Below are 17680 nucleotides of genomic sequence, written 5' to 3'. Positions count from 1 at the left end.
ACCAGCGGGGCTGACGCCCCGGCGAAATTCCCCTCCCACCTACGTCGGAGGGAGTCCCCTTTCGCATTTAAGATGGGTCTTCATTGTTGTCATCCTGGCAAGAGTAATGGGTCTTTATAGGTGCAATGGCCGGGAGTTGGCAAGACAGGCGTCGCTTCGTATCGTGACGCACCACCTGTTTTATCTGCGCCCTTGCCAGTACAATGCCGCCAACCGGCACCGTATGGCGCCACACTATGACAGGGACGATCCATGACATTCGACAACAGGCTGGCCGCCGCCCATCGGGAGCTGGCCGAGAAGGGCGTGCAAACGCTCAACTACAACCCGCCGATCATCTGGCTGCTGCGAAAGGCGGGGTTCACCATCAGGCCGCCCCACTACGAACGCTTTCTGATCAACGTTCTTGCCCTGGGACTCCCCATCGGCGCTATCTGGGGGGTGTTGATGTGGTGCCTCGGCTGGCAGGATGAGGTGAGCCCGGGGTTTGCCCTGCGCCAGAGCCTGCTGTTTGGCATCGGGCTCGGTCTGCTGATGGGGACCTGGTTCTGGTTTAGGCGCAAGCAGCTCAAGCTGACCCCCTGGGACGCCTTGCCACTCTCCACGAGCCCCACGCAAAAACGCTGGCAACCGAAATAACCACCGATATCGACAAGGAGACCCTTATGACCAGGGCCCATGAAAAACTGAACTATGTGGATTTTGCGGCCAGGGATCTTGCCGCCACCAAGGCCTTCTTCACCGCCGCCTTTGGCTGGCAGTTTGCCGACTACGGCCCCAATTATTGCGCCTTCGAGGGAGAAGGGCTGGATGGCGGCTTCTACCGCGCCGAACTGTGCAGCCAGAGTGCTCAGGGCGGGGCGCTCCTGGTGTTCTACAGCGCCGATATCGAGGCGACCCAGGGCAAGGTGAGCCAGCATGGCGGCACCATAGTGCGCCCCCTGTTCGACTTCCCCGGTGGCCGCCGCTTTCACTTTGTCGAGCCCAGCGGCAATGAATTTGCGGTCTGGTCCGAACAGGCCAGCGCCTGATAATACTCCGCCCTCCCCCTGGCCCACCTGCACCACGACCAGCCATGGGGAGGCCACATTGCTGCACTCACCTCAATAGTGTTTTGCGACTGCTGCCCTGTATCCCCCAGTCTGGGGCGGGCATACTGACCCCCGTCTTAACGAGGAGGTTCAGATGCCATCCCCCCTGATCGTGATTGCCCAGCTTGACGCCAAACCCGAATTCGCCGCCCAGTTTCGCGCTGCCCTCGAGCCGCTGATCGCCGCTACCCTGCAAGAGCCGGGGTGCCTTCGCTACCAGTTGCACCAGAGCCTGGAGAGCCCCCACAGCTGGATGCTGTACGAGGAGTGGGAGAGCGAAACCGCCCTGCTCGCCCACCAGCAGCAGCCCCACTACATCGCCTTTGCCAGCCTCGCCTCCCCCTGGTTTGCCAACCGGATCGTGAGCCGCTACCGGCGCGCCTGACTGCCTCCGCCCTCGGCGCAGGCAAAGCCCATCATTTGAGCGTAGAAACACTAACCTGAGGAATTTGATGATGAAGATGCCCAACCTGGGTCTTGGAACCTTCCGCCTGAAAGATCAGCCCCTTCGCGACTCCCTGCTCCAGGGGCTGGAACTTGGCTACCGCCATATCGACACCGCCCAGATCTATGACAACGAGGCCGAAGTCGGCCAGTTGATGAGCGAGAGTGGCGTGCCCCGCCAGGATATCTACCTGACCACCAAGGTGTGGACCAGCGAGTTCGGTCCGGGCAAGGTGATCCCGAGCCTGGAAGTGAGCCTGGAGAAACTGCGCACCGACTATCTGGACCTGGCGCTCATTCACTGGCCCTCCCCCCAGGATGAGGTGCCGATGGCGGTCTATCTGGAGCAGCTCGCCGAGGCCAAAGCCCGGGGCCTGACCCGGGAGATCGGGGTCTCCAACTTCACCGTGGCCCAGCTTAAACAGGCCATCGAGATTTTGGGGCCGGGCGCCATCGCCCACCAGCAGGTGGAGATCCACCCCCTGCTGCAAAACCGCAAGGTGGTCGATTTCTGCCAGGCCCACGGCATCGCCATCACCGCCTATATGCCGCTCGCCTATGGCAAGGTGCTCGCCGAGCCGCTGCTGATGGAGATCGGCAAGCGCCACGGCGTCTCGGCGGCCCAGGTGTCGCTGGCCTGGCTGCTGGCCCAGGGCATGACGGTGATCCCGAGCTCTACCAAACGGGAGAATCTGGCCGCCAACCTGGCTGCGCTGAAGGTACGGCTCAGCAGCGACGAGATGGCCGCCATCGCCACCCTGGATCGGGGCGAGCGCTGCGCCAACCCGGACTTTGCGCCGGATTGGGATTAAACCATGGCCTCTCGATTCGGCGGTGGATAGCGGCGACCCTCACGAACAGACTGCAACCACGGGCTATCCCCTCTCCCTATGGGAGAGGGAGAGGGAGAGGGAGAGGGTGAGGGTGAGGGCAGGCTCTTCTATTCAGGTCATCAGGCCTTAAACCAGATAGCCCCCTCATCCCCAGCCCTTCTCCCGCAAGGGGAGAAGGGAGCAAAGAAAACCCGACACCGTCGACGAGAACACCAGCGGGAGGCCCAGTGCCTCCCGCTTTTTTGTCCCCAATACCGCGCGTCACTGCCACCCGCGCCGCTGGCCCCCTCCCCTGCAACCTTCCGCTGCCCTTCCCTCTTTATTCCCAGTTCGGTCTGTACGCTTTGCCTCTGCACTCAACTCGCTCTATACGGCCCACTCTTGTCTCTGCAACCTCAGCCACTCCCACTTCCACGCCCCAATTGCTGCTGATTTGGCAAAAGTAATTTGACGTTGCCGTCATTTTTACCAACAAACACCCTCGGCATACTGGCGCCATTCTCCCGTCGGGAGTCCCAATCCAAGGAGTTGTTATGCCACTGGCGTTATTTGCCCTCACCTTAAGTGCCTTTGCCATAGGCACCACCGAATTCGTGATCGTGGGGCTCATCCCCACCATCGCCGAGCAGCTCAATGTCTCGCTCCCCTCGGCGGGCCTGCTGGTCAGCCTCTATGCCCTTGGGGTGGCCATCGGCGCCCCCGTGCTCACGGCGCTCACCGGCAAGCTGCCGCGCAAGTGGCTGCTGGTAGGGCTGATGGCCCTCTTCACCGTCGGCAACCTGCTGGCCTGGCAGGCCCCCGGGTACGAGAGCCTGATTGTGGCCCGCATTCTCACCGGGCTGGCCCACGGGGTCTTCTTCTCGGTAGGCAGCACCATCGCCACGGGTCTCGTGGCCAAAGAGAAGGCGGCCAGCGCCATCGCCATCATGTTCAGCGGCCTCACGGTCGCCCTGGTGACCGACGTCCCGCTTGGCACCTGGATTGGTCAGGTCTTTGGCTGGCGCGAGACCTTCCTGGTGGTGAGCCTGCTCGGCCTCGTCGCCATGGTGGGCAGCCTGCTGCTGGTACCGGGGAACCTGCCGAAGGGGGCCGCCTCCAGCGTTCGCGAGCAGCTCTCGGTGCTCACCAAGAAACCGCTGCTGCTGGTCTACGCCAAGACGGCGCTCGGTTACGGCGGTGCCTTCACGGCGTTTACCTTCCTCGCCCCCATCCTGCAACAGGTGAGCGGCTTTAGCGCCGGCGCGGTGAGCCTCATTCTGCTGGTGTACGGGGTATCGGTCGCCGTCGGCAATATCTGGGGCGGCAAGCTCGCCGACCGGATGGGTCCGCTGCCTGCCCTCAAGCTGCTGTTTGCAGGTCTCGCCGTGGTGCTGCTGGTGCTCACCTTCACCGCACCGCACCCGGTGCTGGCGGTACTGACCGTGCTGGTGTGGGGCGCCTTCGCCTTTGGCAACGTGCCGGGTCTTCAGGTACTGGTGGTGAAACAGGCCGAGCGCCACACCCCCAATGCCGTGGATGTGGCCTCCGGCCTCAACATCGCCGCCTTCAACGTCGGCATTGCGCTGGGCTCCGTGGTCGGCGGTTTCGTGGTGGAGCACCTCGGCCTGATGCACACCCCCTGGATTGGTGCCCTCATCGTGCTGCTGGCCTACGGCCTCACCCATGTCAGCGAAGCGGGCGAGCGCCGCGCCGCCCTTGCCTGACCCCCGGGCAAGCAAAAGGCCGACACCCTGTGTCGGCCTTTTTTTCATGGGCAAGATGCGAGGCTCAGGGCTCCTTGAGATCCTCATCGGCAGCCCAGCGCGCCTCCAGCCAGAGCAGGTTGACCAGCCCGCAGAGCAAGGCGAACCCCAGCCCCAGCAACCAGGTGAAATACCACATATCGCATTGATCCTTGTGTTGAAGCGGATTAGTAGAGGCTGTGGCCGTGCTGGCGCACCTGCTCGGCGCTGACCCTGCCGCGCACCACCCGGTAGACCCAGAGGGTATAGCCGATGTTGACCGGCATCAGTACCCCGACGATCCCCAGCATGATAAGCAGGGTGCGCTCGCTGGAGGTGCTGTCCCACAGGGTCAGGCTGCTGGCCGGATCCAGGGACGAGGGCAGCACGAAGGGGAAGAGCGCGATGGCCACGGTCAGCATCATGGCGGCGCAGGCACCGCCGCTGGCAACGAGCGCCAGCCCGGACTTGCCGAGGCGGCTTGCCAGCGCGCACACCAGGGGCAGCAGGAGCCCGAGCACAGGCACGGCCCAGAGCACCGGATGGGCGACAAAGTTGCCAAGCCAGCCCGCCGGCACCGCCACCACCTCTTTCATCAGCGGAGTGAGGGCGCCGTTGAGATCGCCGATGGCCGTGATGCGATACCCCGCCATCTCCCCAAGCCAGACGCCGCCAAGGGCAAAGAGGGCGCTCGCCAGGGGGCCGAGCCAGAGGGCGAGGCGGGCGCTGCGCGCTGCTATGGCCCCCTGGGTCTTGCACTGGAGGAAGCTGGCACCGTGCAGCAAGAGCAGCGCCAGCGCCGTCCCCATGGCGGTCAACAGCAGCGGCCAGTGGAACGCAAAGGCGCCATAGTGGATGCGAAGGGCCGCATCGAAGCGAAACGGCAGCCCTTGCAGCACCAGGCCAAGGGTGGCACCAAACACCAGGGTCGGCAGCAGACCGCCCACCACCAGGGCGCGGTCCCACCAGCGGCGCCAGACCGGGTCCGGCAGCTTGCTGCGATAGTCAAAGCCCACCGGGCGCAAAAAGAGGCCGAACAGCAGGAACATGAAGGGCACGTAAAGCGCCGAGAAGGCGGCGGCATAGACCAGGGGCCAGGCGGCAAACAGGGTGCCGGCACCGGCGATGAGCCACACCTGGTTGCCCTCCCACACCGGCCCCACGCTGTTGAGCAGCACCCGCCGCTCGTCATCCGTCTTGCCGACCACGGGCAGCAGCATGCCGACCCCGAGATCGAAGCCATCCATCACCACGAAGCCGACCAGCAGGAAGAGCACCAGCCCCCACCAGATCACTTTCAGGGTTTCGTAATCCATCAGGCAGGACTCCCGTTTTGCAACACTTCACCTTGATAACGACCCGTCTGCAGGCTGGCAGGCCCTTTGCGGATCACATGACGCAACAAGAACAACTCCACCACCAGCAGGCTGCTGTAGATGAGGAAGATGGCGATGAGGCTGAACCAGAGCTGCCCCGGTTGCAGCAGGGAGACGGAGGCCGACACCGGCAGCACGTCGCTGATGGTCCAGGGCTGGCGACCGAACTCCGCCACGAACCAGCCCGCCTCGATGGCAATCCAGGGCAGCGGAATAGACCAGAGCAGGGCCCTGAGCAGCAGCGGGGATTGCACCAGCCTGCCCCGGCACAGCTGCAGGAAGGCGGCGGCAAAGAGCGCCAGCAGCGCCACGCCGATGCCCACCATCAGGCGAAAGCTCCAGAACAGCGGCGCCACCTGGGGGATGGAGTCCGCCACCGCCTTGGCGATGGCCGCCTCGTCCGCTTTGCCAATCTCCTTGGCATAGGGGGTGAGCAAGAGGCCGTAGCCCAGATCGCCGCGGTGGCGCTCGAAGGTGGCGCGGGCCGCCTGGTTGCTGCCATCTGCCCGCATCGCTTCGAGCGCCTCGTGGGCCAGCATGCCGCTGCGAATGCGCGCCTCGTGCTGCGCTTTCAGATCTTTGAGGCCCGTCACCTGCTCATCCAGGGAGCGGGTGGCGATGATGCCCATCAGATAGGGTATCTTGATAGCCGCGTGGGTGGTCTCGGCACGCTGATCCGGCAGGCCGAACAGGGTGAAAGAAGCCGGGGCGGGCTCCGTCTCCCACTCCGCCTCGATGGCGGCGAGCTTGACCTTCTGCACCTCCCCCGAGCGATAGCCCGACTCGTCCCCGAGCACGATGACAGAGAGGATGGCCGCGAGGCCAAAACCCGAGGCGATGGCAAAGGATCGCAGGGCGAAGCGCACCTCCATGCCGCGCAGCAGATACCAGCTGCTCACCCCCATCACGAACAGGGAGGCCGCCACATAGCCCGCCGCCACCGTGTGGACGAACTTGACCTGGGCCACCGGGTTGAAGATGACCGCGGCCACGTCCACCAGCTCCATGCGCATGGTCATGGGGTTGAACTCGGCGCCGACCGGGTTTTGCATCCAGCCGTTGGCGATGAGGATCCAGAGGGCGGAGAGGTTGGAGCCGAGCGCCACCAGCATGGTCACCAGCAGGTGCTGACCGCGGGAGAGCTTGTCCCAGCCGAAGAAGAAGAGGCCCACCAATGTGGACTCGAGGAAGAAGGCCATCAGCCCCTCCACCGCCAGCGGCGTGCCGAAGATATCGCCGACATAGTGGGAGTAATAGGCCCAGTTGGTCCCGAACTGGAACTCCAGGGTGATCCCGGTGGTCACCCCCATCACGAAGTTGATGCCAAACAGCTTGCCCCAGAAGCGGGTGATGTCCTTGTAGATCACCTTGCCGGTCATCACGTAGGCCGACTCGGCGATCACCAGGCTCCAGGACAGCCCCAGGGTGAGGGGCACAAACAGAAAGTGGAACATCGCCGTCGCCCCGAACTGTATTCGGGAGAGGCTGACCACATCATCCAGGCTTATCATGCATGACTCTCTATGTTGCATTTAACGGACAGGTTTTCGCCCGCCAAGTACACCATGGTCCATGACACCTATAACAGATGCAGTTATAGTGAAAAACACCTATAACAGTTTGGGCCCACCATGTCCCGCTACGGCCAGTTGGCAGACCAGCTGCAACAGCAGATCACGAGCGGCCTCTGGCAGCCGGGGGAGCGCATCCCCTCCATCCGCCAGAGCTGCAAGACCCACGGCCTCAGCCCCATGACGGTGCTCCAGGCCTATCAGCTGCTCGAAAGCCGCGGCCTCATCCTGGCGCGGCCCCAGTCCGGCTACTATGTCAAGGCCGCGAGCACGGCCCGGCGGGAGAGCCAGCCCCAGCAGGCCCGCTACAGCGGCTCGGTGGACATCAACGATCTGGTGTTCGAGGTGCTGCAGGCGAGCAAGTCACGGGAGCTGGTGCCCCTTGGCATGGCGGTGGCGGACCCGACCCTCTTCCCCCACCCCCAGCTCGGTCGGGCCCTCGGCAGTTGCATGCGCCGCCTCGATCCCTTCAGCACGGTGGCAGATCTGCCCCCCGGCAACGAGGCACTGCGCCGCGCCATCGCCCGGCGCTACGCCGGCGAGGGGATGGCGGTGGATCCCCAGCAGATCATCATCACCACGGGGGCCATGGAGGCGCTCTCCCTCAGTCTTCAGGTGCTGACCGAGCCCGGCGACTGGGTGGTGGTGGAGTCCCCCACCTTCTACGGCGCCCTGCAGGCCATCGAGCGGCTTAAGCTCAAGGTGGTGGAGATCCCGGTGATCCCCGGGGTGGGCATCGATCTCGCCCTGCTGGAGGAGGCCCTTGCCCAGCGCCCCGTCAAGGCGTGCTGGCTGATGGGCAATGTGCAGCACCCCCTCGGCCACACCATGCCCGATGAGCACAAGCAGGCGTTGATGGCGCTGCTCAACCGCCATCAGGTTCCCCTGGTGGAGGATGACGTCTATGCGGAGCTCTATGTCGGGCGTGAGCGGCCAAGGCCCATCACCCATTGGGATGCGCGGGGAGAGAGCCTGCTGTGCGGCTCCTGGACCAAGTGTCTGGCGCCGGGCTTTCGGGTCGGCTGGGTAGTGGCCAAGCGCCACGCCGAGCGCATCCAGCGGCTGCAACTGATGTCGACGCTCTCGACCAATGTGCCCAGTCAGCTGGCGCTGGCCGATATGTTGCGCCAGGGCGGGGTGGACGCCCACTTTCGCCGCCTGCGCCACACCCTGGCCCAGCGCCAGCAGCAGATGCGGGCAGCCCTGATGCGCCTCTTCCCCGAGGCGCGTATCTCCAACCCCGATGGTGGCTACTTTCTCTGGCTCGAATTTGACGCCCGCCTCGATGGCCGGGCGCTCTATGCCAGCGCCATCGAACAGGGGGTCTCCATCGCCCCCGGGGCCCTCTTCTCCAGCCAGGGCCAGCACAACCACTGCCTGCGCCTCAACAGCTCCCATCCCTGGAGCCCGCAACTGGACGCGGCCCTCACCCGGCTGGCGGGCCTCATCGCCCGGCAACGGGAAACCTGGCAGAGCCCCCCTGACGCCTCACACGACAAGGGCCCGTAACGGGCCCTTTTGCAAGCGAGTGCGCCTTATCTGGCCATGGTCTGTGACTGGGCCTTGAAGCCCAGTCGCTCGTAGAGGGCCCTGGCCCGCTCGTTGAAAGCCATCACCTCCAGGCGCAGCTGGCTTGCGCCCCGCGCCTTGCCCCACTGGTCCCCGTGGGCGATCAGCGCCCGGCCGATGCCCCGGGAGCGCTGCCACTCATCCACCACCACGGTCGTGATGCGGCAGACGGGCAGCTTGCTGAGAAAGGGGACGCTCTCGTTGAGGTCGATGCGGGCGGTGAGAAAGCCCGCCACCTCTCCCGCCACCACCGCCACGCAGAAAAGACGCGCCTCGTCGGCTATGGCGCCGAGCAAGAAGGCCCTGTCCTCCGGGGACGGGGGGCAGAACACCTCGGGCACCTGTTCGAAGTGGAGCTGACCTATCTGCCGGTTCAGGGCCAGAATGGCGTCGATATCCTGTTCAGTTGCCTTGCGAATGTCCACCTGATGCTCCTTGCAGTGAGGGTCGCCAGCGAGGAAAGAGGCTCGGCGGTCACCCTTTGGAACCCGCATCTTATCGGCTCGTCACGGCAATCAACAGCCCCCGGCAACGACAAGGCCCCATGACGGGCAATGCTGTTCAGATAAGCACATTTTTGACTAATTATTCATAAATGCGACTTGAGTTGGGGGAGCAAGGCTGTTTCCAGTCGATGTTCCTTCAGCCTTTATCCAGCGTGGCTTGCAATAGAAAGAGGGAGGCATCATGCCTCCCTCATTTTTTGCCCTGATACTACGTGGACTGGAACTCAAATTCTCTTAAGTGAACAGCATTGCCCATGACGGGGCCTTGTGCATCCGCAGACTCCCGGGCTCAGCCCGGCGCCCCCAGCTGGGCCACCTGGCGCTCTATGCTCCCCTTGAGGTTGTCATCCAGCTTCAAGGCACGCGCCAGCTCGTCCAGATAACCGCGCTCCATGAAGTGATCCACCTCAATGGTGAGCAGGGAGGCGAGGTAGACCTCGGTCGCCAGCTCCATGTCGGTCACTTCTCGCGCCAGGACATGGGGGTCGAGGGGGCGGGAGAGCTCGGCGTCAATCCAGCGGGCCGCATCCCGCTCCCCCTGTTCGGTCAGGTACTCCTGGATCTTCTGGCGCTCGGCGGCATCGATGTGGCCGTCGGCCCGGGCCGCCGCCACCATGGCGCGCACCAGCAGGTTGGCGCGGGCATCCAGGGCCTTGCCCTCCAGGGTGTCCAGGGGCTGGGTCGGCTGGGCCGGGGTGGACTGCTGGGTCTGCCAGTCCTGATAGAGCTTGTAGGCCAGCCCCCCGAGAGCCGCCGCGCCTCCCACCGCCGCCACCTTGGTGCCATATTTGCGCATCTTCTTGTTGCCAAGCAGCAGCGCCATGGCCCCGGCGGCCAATCCCCCCTGCGCCATGCCCTTCATCTGGGCCTTGCGCGTGTCACTACCGTCGTTGAGCCAGCCCTTGCCAGCTCCCATCAATTGCTCCAGCATCTGTTTCATGGGGCCTCCTCCCTCGCGTGATGAGTCATGCTGGGCCGCCTGCGCTGAACTCAAGGTGAATGACGGCGCAGACAAGAAGAGGCGCTGGTTGGATCAGTGTCGGCCCCGCCCGCTGCTATTGTCCCCGGGGGACAGCCAAGGAGTCCCCCCTTGCCTCGACATAAGGAAGTACCATGAGCGCCCGTGAACTGACCCTGCAATTTCTCGCCGAACCCGCCGACGTCAACTTTGGCGGCAAAGTCCATGGCGGCATGGTGATGAAGTGGATTGACCAGGCCGGCTACGCCTGCGCCGCCGGCTGGTGTGGCGGCTATGCCGTCACCGTCTATGTGGGGGGCATCCGCTTCTTGCGTCCCATCCAGATAGGCCAACTGGTGGAGGTACACGCCAAGGTGATCCACACCGGCACCACCAGCATGCACCTGGCGGTGGATGTCTACAGCCGCCACCCCACCGACCCGGAGCGGCGCAAGACCACCCACTGCATCATCATCTTCGTGGCCATGGACGAGCATGGCAAACCCACCCCGGTGCCCCAGTGGCAGCCGGTGAGCGAGAGCGATCTGCAGTTGCAGCAGTACGCCAAAAAGCTGATGGCCCTGCGCGAGGAGCTGGACAAGGAGATGCGCCAGCACATGTGACCCGTCCCGCCCCGGGCAGCCGGGGCGTGTCTTCGCGCCGCCGGGCGCTATAATGGCGACCACCCTTGCCCTTGAGAACCCAAGATGTCCCTGGAAAATGCCCCCCCCGAGGTCCAGCTCGCGGTGGATCTGATTGAACTGCTGGAAACCAACCACATCGCCCCCGCGCTGGCCCTGGCGGCACTCGCCATCGTTCGCCGGGATTATGAGCGCAAGCTCGAGGAAGGTCGGGAGGCCTGAGCGCCCCCGCAGGAGGCACCATGTCAGCACCCATTCGCATCGAACAAGGCCGCGCCATGCTCCTCGGGGGGCTGCGCCGTCACCACCCCTTCGAGCAGGGGGACTTCGCCGGCCAGTGGCGCGACCTCAGCGCCCTGCTTCCTCTGCCGGGGCAACTCGGTGAGCACGCCTATGGCGTCATCTGCGCCGCCACCGACACTCACTGCGAATACCTCTGCGGGGTGGAGGTCGCCGCCCTGGAGGTGCTGCCTCCCGGGCTTGGCCGCATGCGCATCGCCCCCCAGACCTACGCCATCTTCTTGCATCAGGGGCATGTCGCGACCCTGCCGCACACCTGGCACCAGGCCCTGGCGTGGCTCGCGCAATCGGACTATCAATCTGCCCAGCAGCCGGATTTCGAGCGCTACGGCGCCCGCTTTGACGCCGCCACCGGCAGCGGCGAAGTGGAAATCTGGCTCGCCGTGGTGCCAAAACAGGCCCTGGCCTGACCCCTGGCCGCCCGGGCTACCTCGGCCCCATCACCTCGTCACAGAGCGCGATCAGCGCCTCCCCCAGGCGGGCGAGGGGTTCGCTCGTGCCCGGCCCCTGGTGCAGGGCCAGCTCCACCGAGCGCACCGCAGGCCAGTGAGCCAGCACCACCTGATCCGGTTGCAGCAGGCGCGCCGGCAGCAGGCTGACCCCGATCCCCGCGCTCACCGCCCCTTGCAGGCTGGCGAGACTGCCGCTCACGTAGGCGATGCGCCAGGGGATCCCCTCGGCATCCAGGGCGTCGGTCATCTGGCGCCGGTAGAGCCCCTCGCTTGGAAACACCACCAGAGGCAGAGGGTCGCGCCCGGCGGCGGGCCACTCCCGGCTGTCAACTCAGGCCAGGGGCTCGCGCCAGCGGGCGATGGGCTCCCCCTGGCCGCGCCCCTGTTTGATGAGGGCCAGATCCAGCTCTCCCCCTTCGAAGGCCTGCCACAGGGCATGGCTGAGATCGCTTTGCACCTCCAGCCGCACCTGCGGGTGCGCGCGGGCGAAGGCGGCCAGTACCGGGGTCATGGCCCCCGCGGCAAAATCCTCCGGCACCCCGAGGCGCAGGGGGTGGCTCGCCTCGCTCACCCGCTCCCCCGCCCGGGCCAGCAGCCCCAGGATGCGGCGCGCCAGCCCGAGCAGGGTCTCCCCCTGGGCCGTGGTCACCACCTGGCGGCCGGATCGGTCGAGCAGGGTGCAGCCCAGCTGCTGCTCCAGGCGGCGCATCTGCTGGCTCAGGGTGGACTGGGTGAGGTGGATACGCTCGGCGGCGCGGGTAAAGCTGCCGGTTTCGACGATGACGACGAAGCTCTGCAGCAATTGGGGGTCCAGCAGGGGGCGCTCCATGGGCAATCTCCATTTATAAAACCACTGGAAGTCATTTTATCATTTAATTTCCAAATGATGCGGCGACCCTCTAGGCTGCTGTCCTCCCCCTTTTTTGCCAGGATATGACCATGCCACCCCCTTCCCAGTCCGGTGCCCGCCTCCTCAACTCCCTCACCGCCGCCTCGGCCCCCAGCCATCAGGAGTGGCTGGAGCAGGCCCTGCACCTGGCCCTGACCCATCGCCAGCAAGGGGGGCGCCCCTTCGCCGCCCTGCTGGTGAGGGAGAACCGGCTGGTGGCGAGCGCCGTCAACCGCATGCTGGAGGCGGGGGACCCCACCCGTCACGCGGAGCTGGAAGCGCTGCGGGAAGGGAGTCGCCAGGGGCCGCTGGCCGGGGCCATCGTCTATGCCAGCGGGCACCCCTGCCCCATGTGCCTGTCGGCCCTGGTGATGAACGGTATCCAGGCGGTCTACTACGCCTTTGACAACGACGATGCCGCCCCCTTCGGCTATGACAGCCGCGCCGCCTACGCCGCCCTGCGCCTGCCCCTGTGCCCACCGCCCCTGCCCCTCATCAAGCTGGCAAGCCCCATCGCGGCCGAAACCCTCTACGGTCCCCTGCCCCATGCATAAGCGCCGCCTCCCCCCGGGCAGCGGCGCCTTGCTGGTGCTGGTGATCCTCATCGCCCTCAACCTGCGCCCCTTCCTCACCGCCATCGGCCCCCTGGCCCCTCGCATCGACGCGAGGCTGGCCCTCGGGGTAGATACCCTGGCCTGGGTCACCCTGCTGCCCCTCTGGCTTATCGGGGTCGGCGTGCTGCTCACCCCGGCGCTCCTGGGTCGCACGGGCCCGCGCCCCCTGCTCGGGGCTGCCCTGCTGCTGCTCGCCCTTGGCAGCGCCCTGCGCGTCGACCTGGCGAGCGGCGCCCTGCTCATCGCCAGCGCCGCCCTGTGCGGGCTGGGCTCGGCCCTGGTGCAGGGGGTGCTGCCCAGCCTCATCAAGGAGGGGTTCGCCCAAAAGGTGCCCCTGGTGATGGGGATCTTCTCCGCCTGCATGATGGGGGGCGGGGCGCTCGGGGCCGTGCTCACCCCGCGCCTTGCCGAGTATCTGGACTGGTCTCGGGCGCTGGCGCTCTGGGGCCTGCCGGTGCTGCTGGCCCTCGGCTGGTTGGCCTGGCGGGTGCCCCTGCCCGCCCCGGCCTGCACGCCCGCCCCCACCGGGGAGCAGCGGCTGCACCCCCTGCCCCGCACCTGGCTGCTCATCGCCTGTTTTGGCATCATCAACAGCGGCTACGGCATCGTCGTGGCCTGGCTGGCCCCGGCCTACATGGCGGCGGGCTGGAGCGCCCAGCAAGGGGGCGAGCTGGTGGCCTGGCTCGCCCTGGCCCAGACCGCGAGCGGCCTTGGCCTGCCCCTGCTGGCAGCCGGTCGGCTGGACCGCCGCCCCTGGATGGCGCTGGCCATCGCCATGCAGCTGGCGGGCTTTGGCGGCCTCTGGCTCGCTCCCCAGACCGCCCCCCTGCTCTGGTGTTTGCTGTGCGGCGCCGGGCTTGGGGGGAGCTTCTCCCTCATCATGGTGATTGCGCTGGATCACCTGCCCGACCCACGCCGGGCGGGCGCCCTCTGCGCCCTGATGCAGGGGGTCGGCTTCATGGTGGCGGCTACCGGCCCCTGGGTGGCGGCCCGCCTGCACCATGCAAGCGGTGACTTCGCCGCCGCCTGGCAGTGGCAGCTCGGCGCCCTGGTCCTGATGAGCCTGCTGGTGGTGCGTCTCAACCCGCGCCACTACCCAAGGGCCATGGGCCTGCCCCCGGAGCAGGCCATGGCTGTGCAGACGGCAGGCCACAAGCCTGCCTGATCCGGCGAGCACCGGCCTTGGGGGCCAGAAAGCACAACACCGGCCTTGGCTGGTGTTGTTCATCAGGGTGCGGGAAGGCCCGGCGCTCAGCGCCCCTTCTTCTGGCGCCCGCCCTGCCCTGGCCGCGGTTTGCCCGGGGCGGGTTTGCCCCCCTTGCCGGGCGCGCTTTTACCTGCCCCCCCTTTGCTGGCAGCCCCTTTGCCCGCCCCGCCCTTGCCTGCGGGGCTCTTCTTCTCGAACGCCTCGGGACCCGGCACATTGGGCCGCCCGCCAATCTCGTGATCGTCGCTGCGCCGCGGCTTCTTGCCCTGGGCAGGGGTGCCGGCCGCTGCCGCCTTGGGCTTGGCAACCTGAGCCCCCTTGGCCGGTTTCACCTCGGAGGAGGAGTCCTCAATCAGCTTGAACAGCTCGATCAGCTCGTCGTCGGTGAGATCGCGCCACTCCCCCACCGGCAGCCCCTTGAGGCTGACGTTCATGATGCGGATGCGCTCGAGCTTGGTCACCTCGAAGCCGAAGTGCTCGCACATGCGGCGGATCTGGCGGTTGAGCCCCTGCACCAGGGTGATGCGAAACACGAAGGGGGCCTCTCGCTTCACCTTGCACTTCTTGGTGACGGTGCCGAGGATGGGCACCCCGGCCGCCATGCCCCGGACGAACTCGTCGGTCACCGGCTTGTCCACGGTCACCAGGTACTCTTTCTCGTGATCGTTGCCCGCCCGCAGGATCTTGTTCACCAGATCCCCGTGGTTGGTGAGGAAGATGAGCCCCTGGGAGTCCTTGTCGAGGCGCCCTATGGGGAAGATGCGGGTGCTGTGGTTGACGAAGTCGACGATGTTGTCCTTCTCCCCCGCCTCCGTGGTGCTGACGATGCCCACCGGCTTGTTGAGGGCGATGAAGACCAGGCTGTCGGCCTCGCGCGGCTCGATCACCTGACCGTTGACCTTGACCAGATCCCCGGCAAACACCTGATCTCCCACCCCGGCCCGCTTGCCGTTGATAAAGACGTTGCCCTGCTCGATGAAACGATCGGCCTCACGACGGGAGCAGATGCCGCTCTCGCTGATGTATTTGTTCAGGCGCATGGATTCATCGGCCAGCATGGGTCACCTCCCCGGTCGGATGGGCCTTGAGAATGGCTGGCTGGATCAGCCGCGCTGTGGTCGGGTTCGTCTGCATACAACTCCATGAAATAAGGGCCTGCGCCCTGCATGTTCGGCAAAAAACGCCGCTACAGTAGCACATTGCCCGCGCCCGCGCCCGGCCCCGTCGCACCCTGGGCCGCTGGCTCACAGGGGGTGCTGCCCTTGATGCAGCAGCAGGCCCCCCATTATCCAGCGTGCGGTGACGCCGCGGCCCTGATTGGGCTGCACCGCACACTCCCCGCCTCTTTCACTTCATGGGCCGGGCCCCCACCGCCGAAGATAGGGTGCGGCCTTCGGCAGATAGCCAGATGATCTAACGCTTGATATTTATCAAGCAAAAATGTATAAAAAGATTTTGGTCATCGCGAATTATCTGCTCTGACCCGCCGACGACGGGAAATGACACCCCCATCGGGACGCAACAACGGGCCCCTTGAGCCCCGCGAACCCTGAAGACGGGCATGAACCCCTCTCTGGCAGGACGCCACTTTCATCATTCACGACAGGAGTTAAAGATGAGTCATTCCCTCTCCCAGGAGGCCTTCCTGGCCCAGGTCGCCAGCCGCAACCCTCACCAGCCCGAGTTTATCCAGGCCGTGAGCGAGGTGATCGCCTCCATCTGGCCCTATGTGGAGCGCCACCCCCGCTACCTGCAACACGGCCTGCTGGAGCGACTGGTGGAACCCGAGCGCCTGGTGCAGTTTCGGGTGAGCTGGGTGGATGACCAGGGCCAGGTGCAGGTGAATCGCGGCTACCGGGTGCAGCACAGCTCCGCCATCGGCCCCTTCAAGGGCGGCATGCGCTTCCACCCCTCGGTGGATCTCTCGGTGCTGAAATTCCTCGCCTTCGAGCAGACCTTCAAGAACGCCCTCACCACCCTGCCCATGGGCGGCGGCAAGGGGGGCAGCGATTTCGATCCCAAGGGCAAGAGCGAAGGAGAAGTGATGCGCTTCTGCCAGGCCCTGATGCTGGAGCTCTATCGCCACCTGGGGGCCAACACCGACGTGCCGGCGGGCGACATCGGGGTGGGCGGGCGCGAGGTGAGCTACATGGCGGGCATGATGAAGAAGCTCACCAACAGCGCCGAGTGCGTCTTCACCGGCAAGGGACTCTCCTTTGGCGGCAGCCTCATTCGTCCGGAAGCTACCGGCTACGGCCTGCTCTACTTTGTCGACGCCATGCTGGCCCATCGCGGCCAGTCCCTCGATGGCCTGCGGGTCTCGGTGTCGGGCTCGGGCAACGTGGCCCAATACGCCATCGAGAAGGCGATGGCCCTCGGCGCCCGCGTCATCACCGCCTCCGACTCCGGCGGCACCGTCTATGATCCGGACGGCTTCACCCCCGAGAAGCTGGCCCGTCTGATGGCGCTTAAAAACGAGCAACGCAAGCGGGTCGCCGATTACGCCCATGAGCTCGGGCTCGAGTTCTTCAGCGGCCGCACCCCCTGGCACCTGGCGACCGACGTCGCCCTCCCCTGCGCCACCCAGAACGAGCTGGATGCCGAAGATGCGGCGCAGCTTATTGCCAACGGCGTGCAGCTGGTGGCCGAGGGGGCCAACATGCCCTCCAGCGCCGCCGCCATCCGCCTCTTCCACGACGCCCGGGTGCTGTTCGCCCCGGGCAAGGCGGCCAACGCCGGCGGGGTTGCCACCTCGGGCCTCGAGATGAGCCAGAATGCCCAGCGCCTCTCCTGGACCCGGGAGGAGGTGGACGCCCGCCTCAAGGGGATCATGACCAGTATCCATGCCACCTGTGTCCGTTACGGTCAGGATGATGGTCATGTGAACTACGAAAGCGGCGCCAATATTGCCGGCTTCGTCAAGGTGGCTGACGCCATGCTGGCGCAAGGGGTCTGCTAGTCACGCCATTTCCCGTGACATCCCCCAAATCAACAGGGCAGCCCATGGCTGCCCTGTTGTGTTATCTGCATAGCTGTTGCTTTAACCTGGGCGACGCAGGTTGCATGCCCGATACCACTTCACGCTCGCTTCACCCAGCCATGACACCCTCACCCCTCTTCCATACGCGAACGAGGAGAACGAGATGACAACGACCATAGGCGCCCTGCTGATCCTGGCCGGGCTCGGCTGCTTCCTGGCCTTCAACCTGCTGGGCTCCACCCTCGATGCCCAGGGCTTCCTGCACGAGCCCTTTGCCCTGCTGCCCCTGGGCTATCTGCTGCTCTTCACCGGCATGGTGCTCACCGTGATCCCTCTGCTGCGCAAGGGGCGCACCAGGGAGCAATGACACAAATCGCAAGGTGCCAAGAGCTCAGCAATAGCGGCTGATCTCGATGAGGTTCTGATCCGGGTCCAGGCAATAGACCGATTCGTTGACATCCTCCCCCACCTTAGCGCTTCGCGTCACAGGAGGGGGATCCCCATTACTGGGTGATAGCTGCTCGCGCA

General features: G+C 65.6%; 19 protein-coding genes and 1 pseudogene. 13 read left to right on the top strand and 7 right to left on the bottom strand.

Annotation, left to right across the window (positions count from 1 at the left end; genetic code table 11):
- The first annotated feature begins 252 nt into the window (after positions 1–252).
- The 5 genes from OKB81_RS13395 (at position 253) to OKB81_RS13375 (ending at position 4071) form a co-directional block, all read left to right on the top strand.
- Entirely contained in the window at positions 253–639 is a 387-nt protein-coding gene (locus OKB81_RS13395) for a DUF6404 family protein (RefSeq protein WP_113978723.1), read from the top strand.
- Between the two features lie 26 nt (positions 640–665).
- Positions 666–1031, top strand: a complete 366-nt coding sequence (locus OKB81_RS13390) for a VOC family protein (protein ID WP_113978725.1) — start codon at positions 666–668, stop codon at positions 1029–1031.
- 154 nt (positions 1032–1185) lie between these two features.
- Positions 1186–1476 (top strand): putative quinol monooxygenase, encoded by a 291-nt coding sequence (locus OKB81_RS13385; protein WP_039038611.1) that lies wholly within the window; start codon positions 1186–1188, stop codon positions 1474–1476.
- Positions 1477–1543: 67 nt separating this feature from the next.
- Complete coding sequence (dkgB, locus tag OKB81_RS13380) at positions 1544–2347, top strand: 2,5-didehydrogluconate reductase DkgB (protein ID WP_113978726.1); 804 nt, start codon at positions 1544–1546, stop codon at positions 2345–2347.
- Between the two features lie 554 nt (positions 2348–2901).
- Positions 2902–4071, top strand: coding sequence for an MFS transporter (locus OKB81_RS13375; RefSeq protein ID WP_160838533.1), 1170 nt, complete (start codon positions 2902–2904; stop codon positions 4069–4071).
- Positions 4072–4135: 64 nt separating this feature from the next.
- Here OKB81_RS13375 and OKB81_RS13370 read toward each other — a convergent pair whose 3' ends face one another.
- The 3 genes from OKB81_RS13370 to OKB81_RS13360 are packed head-to-tail and all read right to left on the bottom strand — an operon-like array spanning position 4136 to position 6976.
- The gene (locus tag OKB81_RS13370) at positions 4136–4249 is read right to left on the bottom strand and encodes a CydX/CbdX family cytochrome bd oxidase small subunit (protein ID WP_010674207.1); all 114 of its coding nucleotides are present in this window, start codon (positions 4247–4249) and stop codon (positions 4136–4138) included.
- A 28-nt stretch (positions 4250–4277) separates the two neighbouring features.
- Positions 4278–5405, bottom strand: a complete 1128-nt coding sequence (cydB, locus tag OKB81_RS13365; RefSeq protein WP_042015906.1) for a cytochrome d ubiquinol oxidase subunit II — start codon at positions 5403–5405, stop codon at positions 4278–4280.
- Positions 5405–6976, bottom strand: a complete 1572-nt coding sequence (locus OKB81_RS13360; protein WP_160838531.1) for a cytochrome ubiquinol oxidase subunit I — start codon at positions 6974–6976, stop codon at positions 5405–5407. The genes cydB and OKB81_RS13360 overlap by 1 nt, the downstream gene beginning before the upstream one ends.
- A 120-nt stretch (positions 6977–7096) precedes the next feature.
- Here OKB81_RS13360 and OKB81_RS13355 point away from each other — a divergent pair, with 120 nt between their 5' ends.
- A complete protein-coding gene (locus OKB81_RS13355; protein ID WP_124814427.1) occupies positions 7097–8545 on the top strand; it encodes an aminotransferase-like domain-containing protein in 1449 nt (482 codons plus the stop codon).
- Between the two features lie 26 nt (positions 8546–8571).
- On the opposite strand, the gene OKB81_RS13350 is transcribed toward OKB81_RS13355, so the two are convergent.
- Together OKB81_RS13350 and OKB81_RS13345 are read right to left on the bottom strand one after the other, a co-directional pair.
- Positions 8572–9030 (bottom strand): GNAT family N-acetyltransferase, encoded by a 459-nt coding sequence (locus tag OKB81_RS13350; protein WP_160838529.1) that lies wholly within the window; start codon positions 9028–9030, stop codon positions 8572–8574.
- Positions 9031–9400: 370 nt separating this feature from the next.
- A complete protein-coding gene (locus OKB81_RS13345; protein ID WP_113978731.1) occupies positions 9401–10051 on the bottom strand; it encodes a tellurite resistance TerB family protein in 651 nt (216 codons plus the stop codon).
- Between the two features lie 173 nt (positions 10052–10224).
- On the opposite strand from OKB81_RS13345, the gene OKB81_RS13340 reads away from it, so the two are divergent.
- From OKB81_RS13340 to OKB81_RS13330, 3 genes are all read left to right on the top strand, one after another.
- Positions 10225–10692: an acyl-CoA thioesterase gene (locus OKB81_RS13340; protein ID WP_010674201.1), complete on the top strand. Its 468-nt coding sequence runs from the start codon at positions 10225–10227 to the stop codon at positions 10690–10692.
- An 84-nt stretch (positions 10693–10776) separates the two neighbouring features.
- Positions 10777–10932 (top strand): pleiotropic regulatory protein RsmS, encoded by a 156-nt coding sequence (gene rsmS / locus OKB81_RS13335; RefSeq protein WP_010674200.1) that lies wholly within the window; start codon positions 10777–10779, stop codon positions 10930–10932.
- A 20-nt stretch (positions 10933–10952) separates the two neighbouring features.
- Positions 10953–11420, top strand: a complete 468-nt coding sequence (locus OKB81_RS13330; protein ID WP_113978734.1) for a GyrI-like domain-containing protein — start codon at positions 10953–10955, stop codon at positions 11418–11420.
- A gap of 16 nt (positions 11421–11436) precedes the next feature.
- Here OKB81_RS13330 and OKB81_RS13325 read toward each other — a convergent pair.
- Positions 11437–12279: pseudogene (locus tag OKB81_RS13325) on the bottom strand (LysR family transcriptional regulator).
- Between the two features lie 116 nt (positions 12280–12395).
- Between OKB81_RS13325 and OKB81_RS13320 the strand changes: the two are divergent.
- On the top strand, positions 12396–12905 hold the full coding sequence (locus tag OKB81_RS13320; RefSeq protein ID WP_041212766.1) for a nucleoside deaminase: 510 nt from the start codon (positions 12396–12398) through the stop codon (positions 12903–12905).
- Positions 12898–14130, top strand: a complete 1233-nt coding sequence (locus tag OKB81_RS13315) for an MFS transporter (RefSeq protein WP_113978735.1) — start codon at positions 12898–12900, stop codon at positions 14128–14130. Before OKB81_RS13320 ends, OKB81_RS13315 begins: the two co-directional genes overlap by 8 nt.
- 86 nt (positions 14131–14216) lie before the next feature.
- On the opposite strand, the gene rluF is transcribed toward OKB81_RS13315, so the two are convergent.
- The gene (gene rluF, locus OKB81_RS13310; RefSeq protein ID WP_257712231.1) at positions 14217–15230 is read right to left on the bottom strand and encodes a 23S rRNA pseudouridine(2604) synthase RluF; all 1014 of its coding nucleotides are present in this window, start codon (positions 15228–15230) and stop codon (positions 14217–14219) included.
- Between the two features lie 557 nt (positions 15231–15787).
- Between rluF and gdhA the strand changes: the two genes are divergently transcribed.
- Positions 15788–17131: an NADP-specific glutamate dehydrogenase gene (gdhA, locus tag OKB81_RS13305; protein WP_113978739.1), complete on the top strand. Its 1344-nt coding sequence runs from the start codon at positions 15788–15790 to the stop codon at positions 17129–17131.
- Positions 17132–17315: 184 nt separating this feature from the next.
- On the top strand, positions 17316–17519 hold the full coding sequence (locus OKB81_RS13300) for a DUF3955 domain-containing protein (protein WP_104455676.1): 204 nt from the start codon (positions 17316–17318) through the stop codon (positions 17517–17519).
- Positions 17520–17680: the final 161 nt, after the last annotated feature.

This window comes from Aeromonas sp. QDB56, assembly GCF_027705505.1.
Taxonomy (GTDB): Bacteria; Pseudomonadota; Gammaproteobacteria; order Enterobacterales; family Aeromonadaceae; genus Aeromonas; species Aeromonas caviae.
The sequence above is the reverse complement of the archived record's forward strand: the minus strand, read 5'-3'. Positions and strand labels throughout refer to the sequence as shown.

Bases quoted from the DNA above. Each gene is read 5' to 3' on its own strand.
- OKB81_RS13395 (WP_113978723.1), top strand. From the start codon at position 253: ATGACATTCGACAACAGGCTGGCCGCCGCCCATCGGGAGCTGGCCGAG.
- OKB81_RS13390 (WP_113978725.1), top strand. From the start codon at position 666: ATGACCAGGGCCCATGAAAAACTGAACTATGTGGATTTTGCGGCCAGG.
- OKB81_RS13385 (WP_039038611.1), top strand. From the start codon at position 1,186: ATGCCATCCCCCCTGATCGTGATTGCCCAGCTTGACGCCAAACCCGAA.
- dkgB (WP_113978726.1), top strand. From the start codon at position 1,544: ATGATGAAGATGCCCAACCTGGGTCTTGGAACCTTCCGCCTGAAAGAT.
- OKB81_RS13375 (WP_160838533.1), top strand. From the start codon at position 2,902: ATGCCACTGGCGTTATTTGCCCTCACCTTAAGTGCCTTTGCCATAGGC.
- OKB81_RS13370 (WP_010674207.1), bottom strand. From the start codon at position 4,249: ATGTGGTATTTCACCTGGTTGCTGGGGCTGGGGTTCGCCTTGCTCTGC.
- cydB (WP_042015906.1), bottom strand. From the start codon at position 5,405: ATGGATTACGAAACCCTGAAAGTGATCTGGTGGGGGCTGGTGCTCTTC.
- OKB81_RS13360 (WP_160838531.1), bottom strand. From the start codon at position 6,976: ATGATAAGCCTGGATGATGTGGTCAGCCTCTCCCGAATACAGTTCGGG.
- OKB81_RS13355 (WP_124814427.1), top strand. From the start codon at position 7,097: ATGTCCCGCTACGGCCAGTTGGCAGACCAGCTGCAACAGCAGATCACG.
- OKB81_RS13345 (WP_113978731.1), bottom strand. From the start codon at position 10,051: ATGAAACAGATGCTGGAGCAATTGATGGGAGCTGGCAAGGGCTGGCTC.
- OKB81_RS13340 (WP_010674201.1), top strand. From the start codon at position 10,225: ATGAGCGCCCGTGAACTGACCCTGCAATTTCTCGCCGAACCCGCCGAC.
- rsmS (WP_010674200.1), top strand. From the start codon at position 10,777: ATGTCCCTGGAAAATGCCCCCCCCGAGGTCCAGCTCGCGGTGGATCTG.
- OKB81_RS13330 (WP_113978734.1), top strand. From the start codon at position 10,953: ATGTCAGCACCCATTCGCATCGAACAAGGCCGCGCCATGCTCCTCGGG.
- OKB81_RS13320 (WP_041212766.1), top strand. From the start codon at position 12,396: ATGACCATGCCACCCCCTTCCCAGTCCGGTGCCCGCCTCCTCAACTCC.
- OKB81_RS13315 (WP_113978735.1), top strand. From the start codon at position 12,898: ATGCATAAGCGCCGCCTCCCCCCGGGCAGCGGCGCCTTGCTGGTGCTG.
- rluF (WP_257712231.1), bottom strand. From the start codon at position 15,230: ATGCTGGCCGATGAATCCATGCGCCTGAACAAATACATCAGCGAGAGC.
- gdhA (WP_113978739.1), top strand. From the start codon at position 15,788: ATGAGTCATTCCCTCTCCCAGGAGGCCTTCCTGGCCCAGGTCGCCAGC.
- OKB81_RS13300 (WP_104455676.1), top strand. From the start codon at position 17,316: ATGACAACGACCATAGGCGCCCTGCTGATCCTGGCCGGGCTCGGCTGC.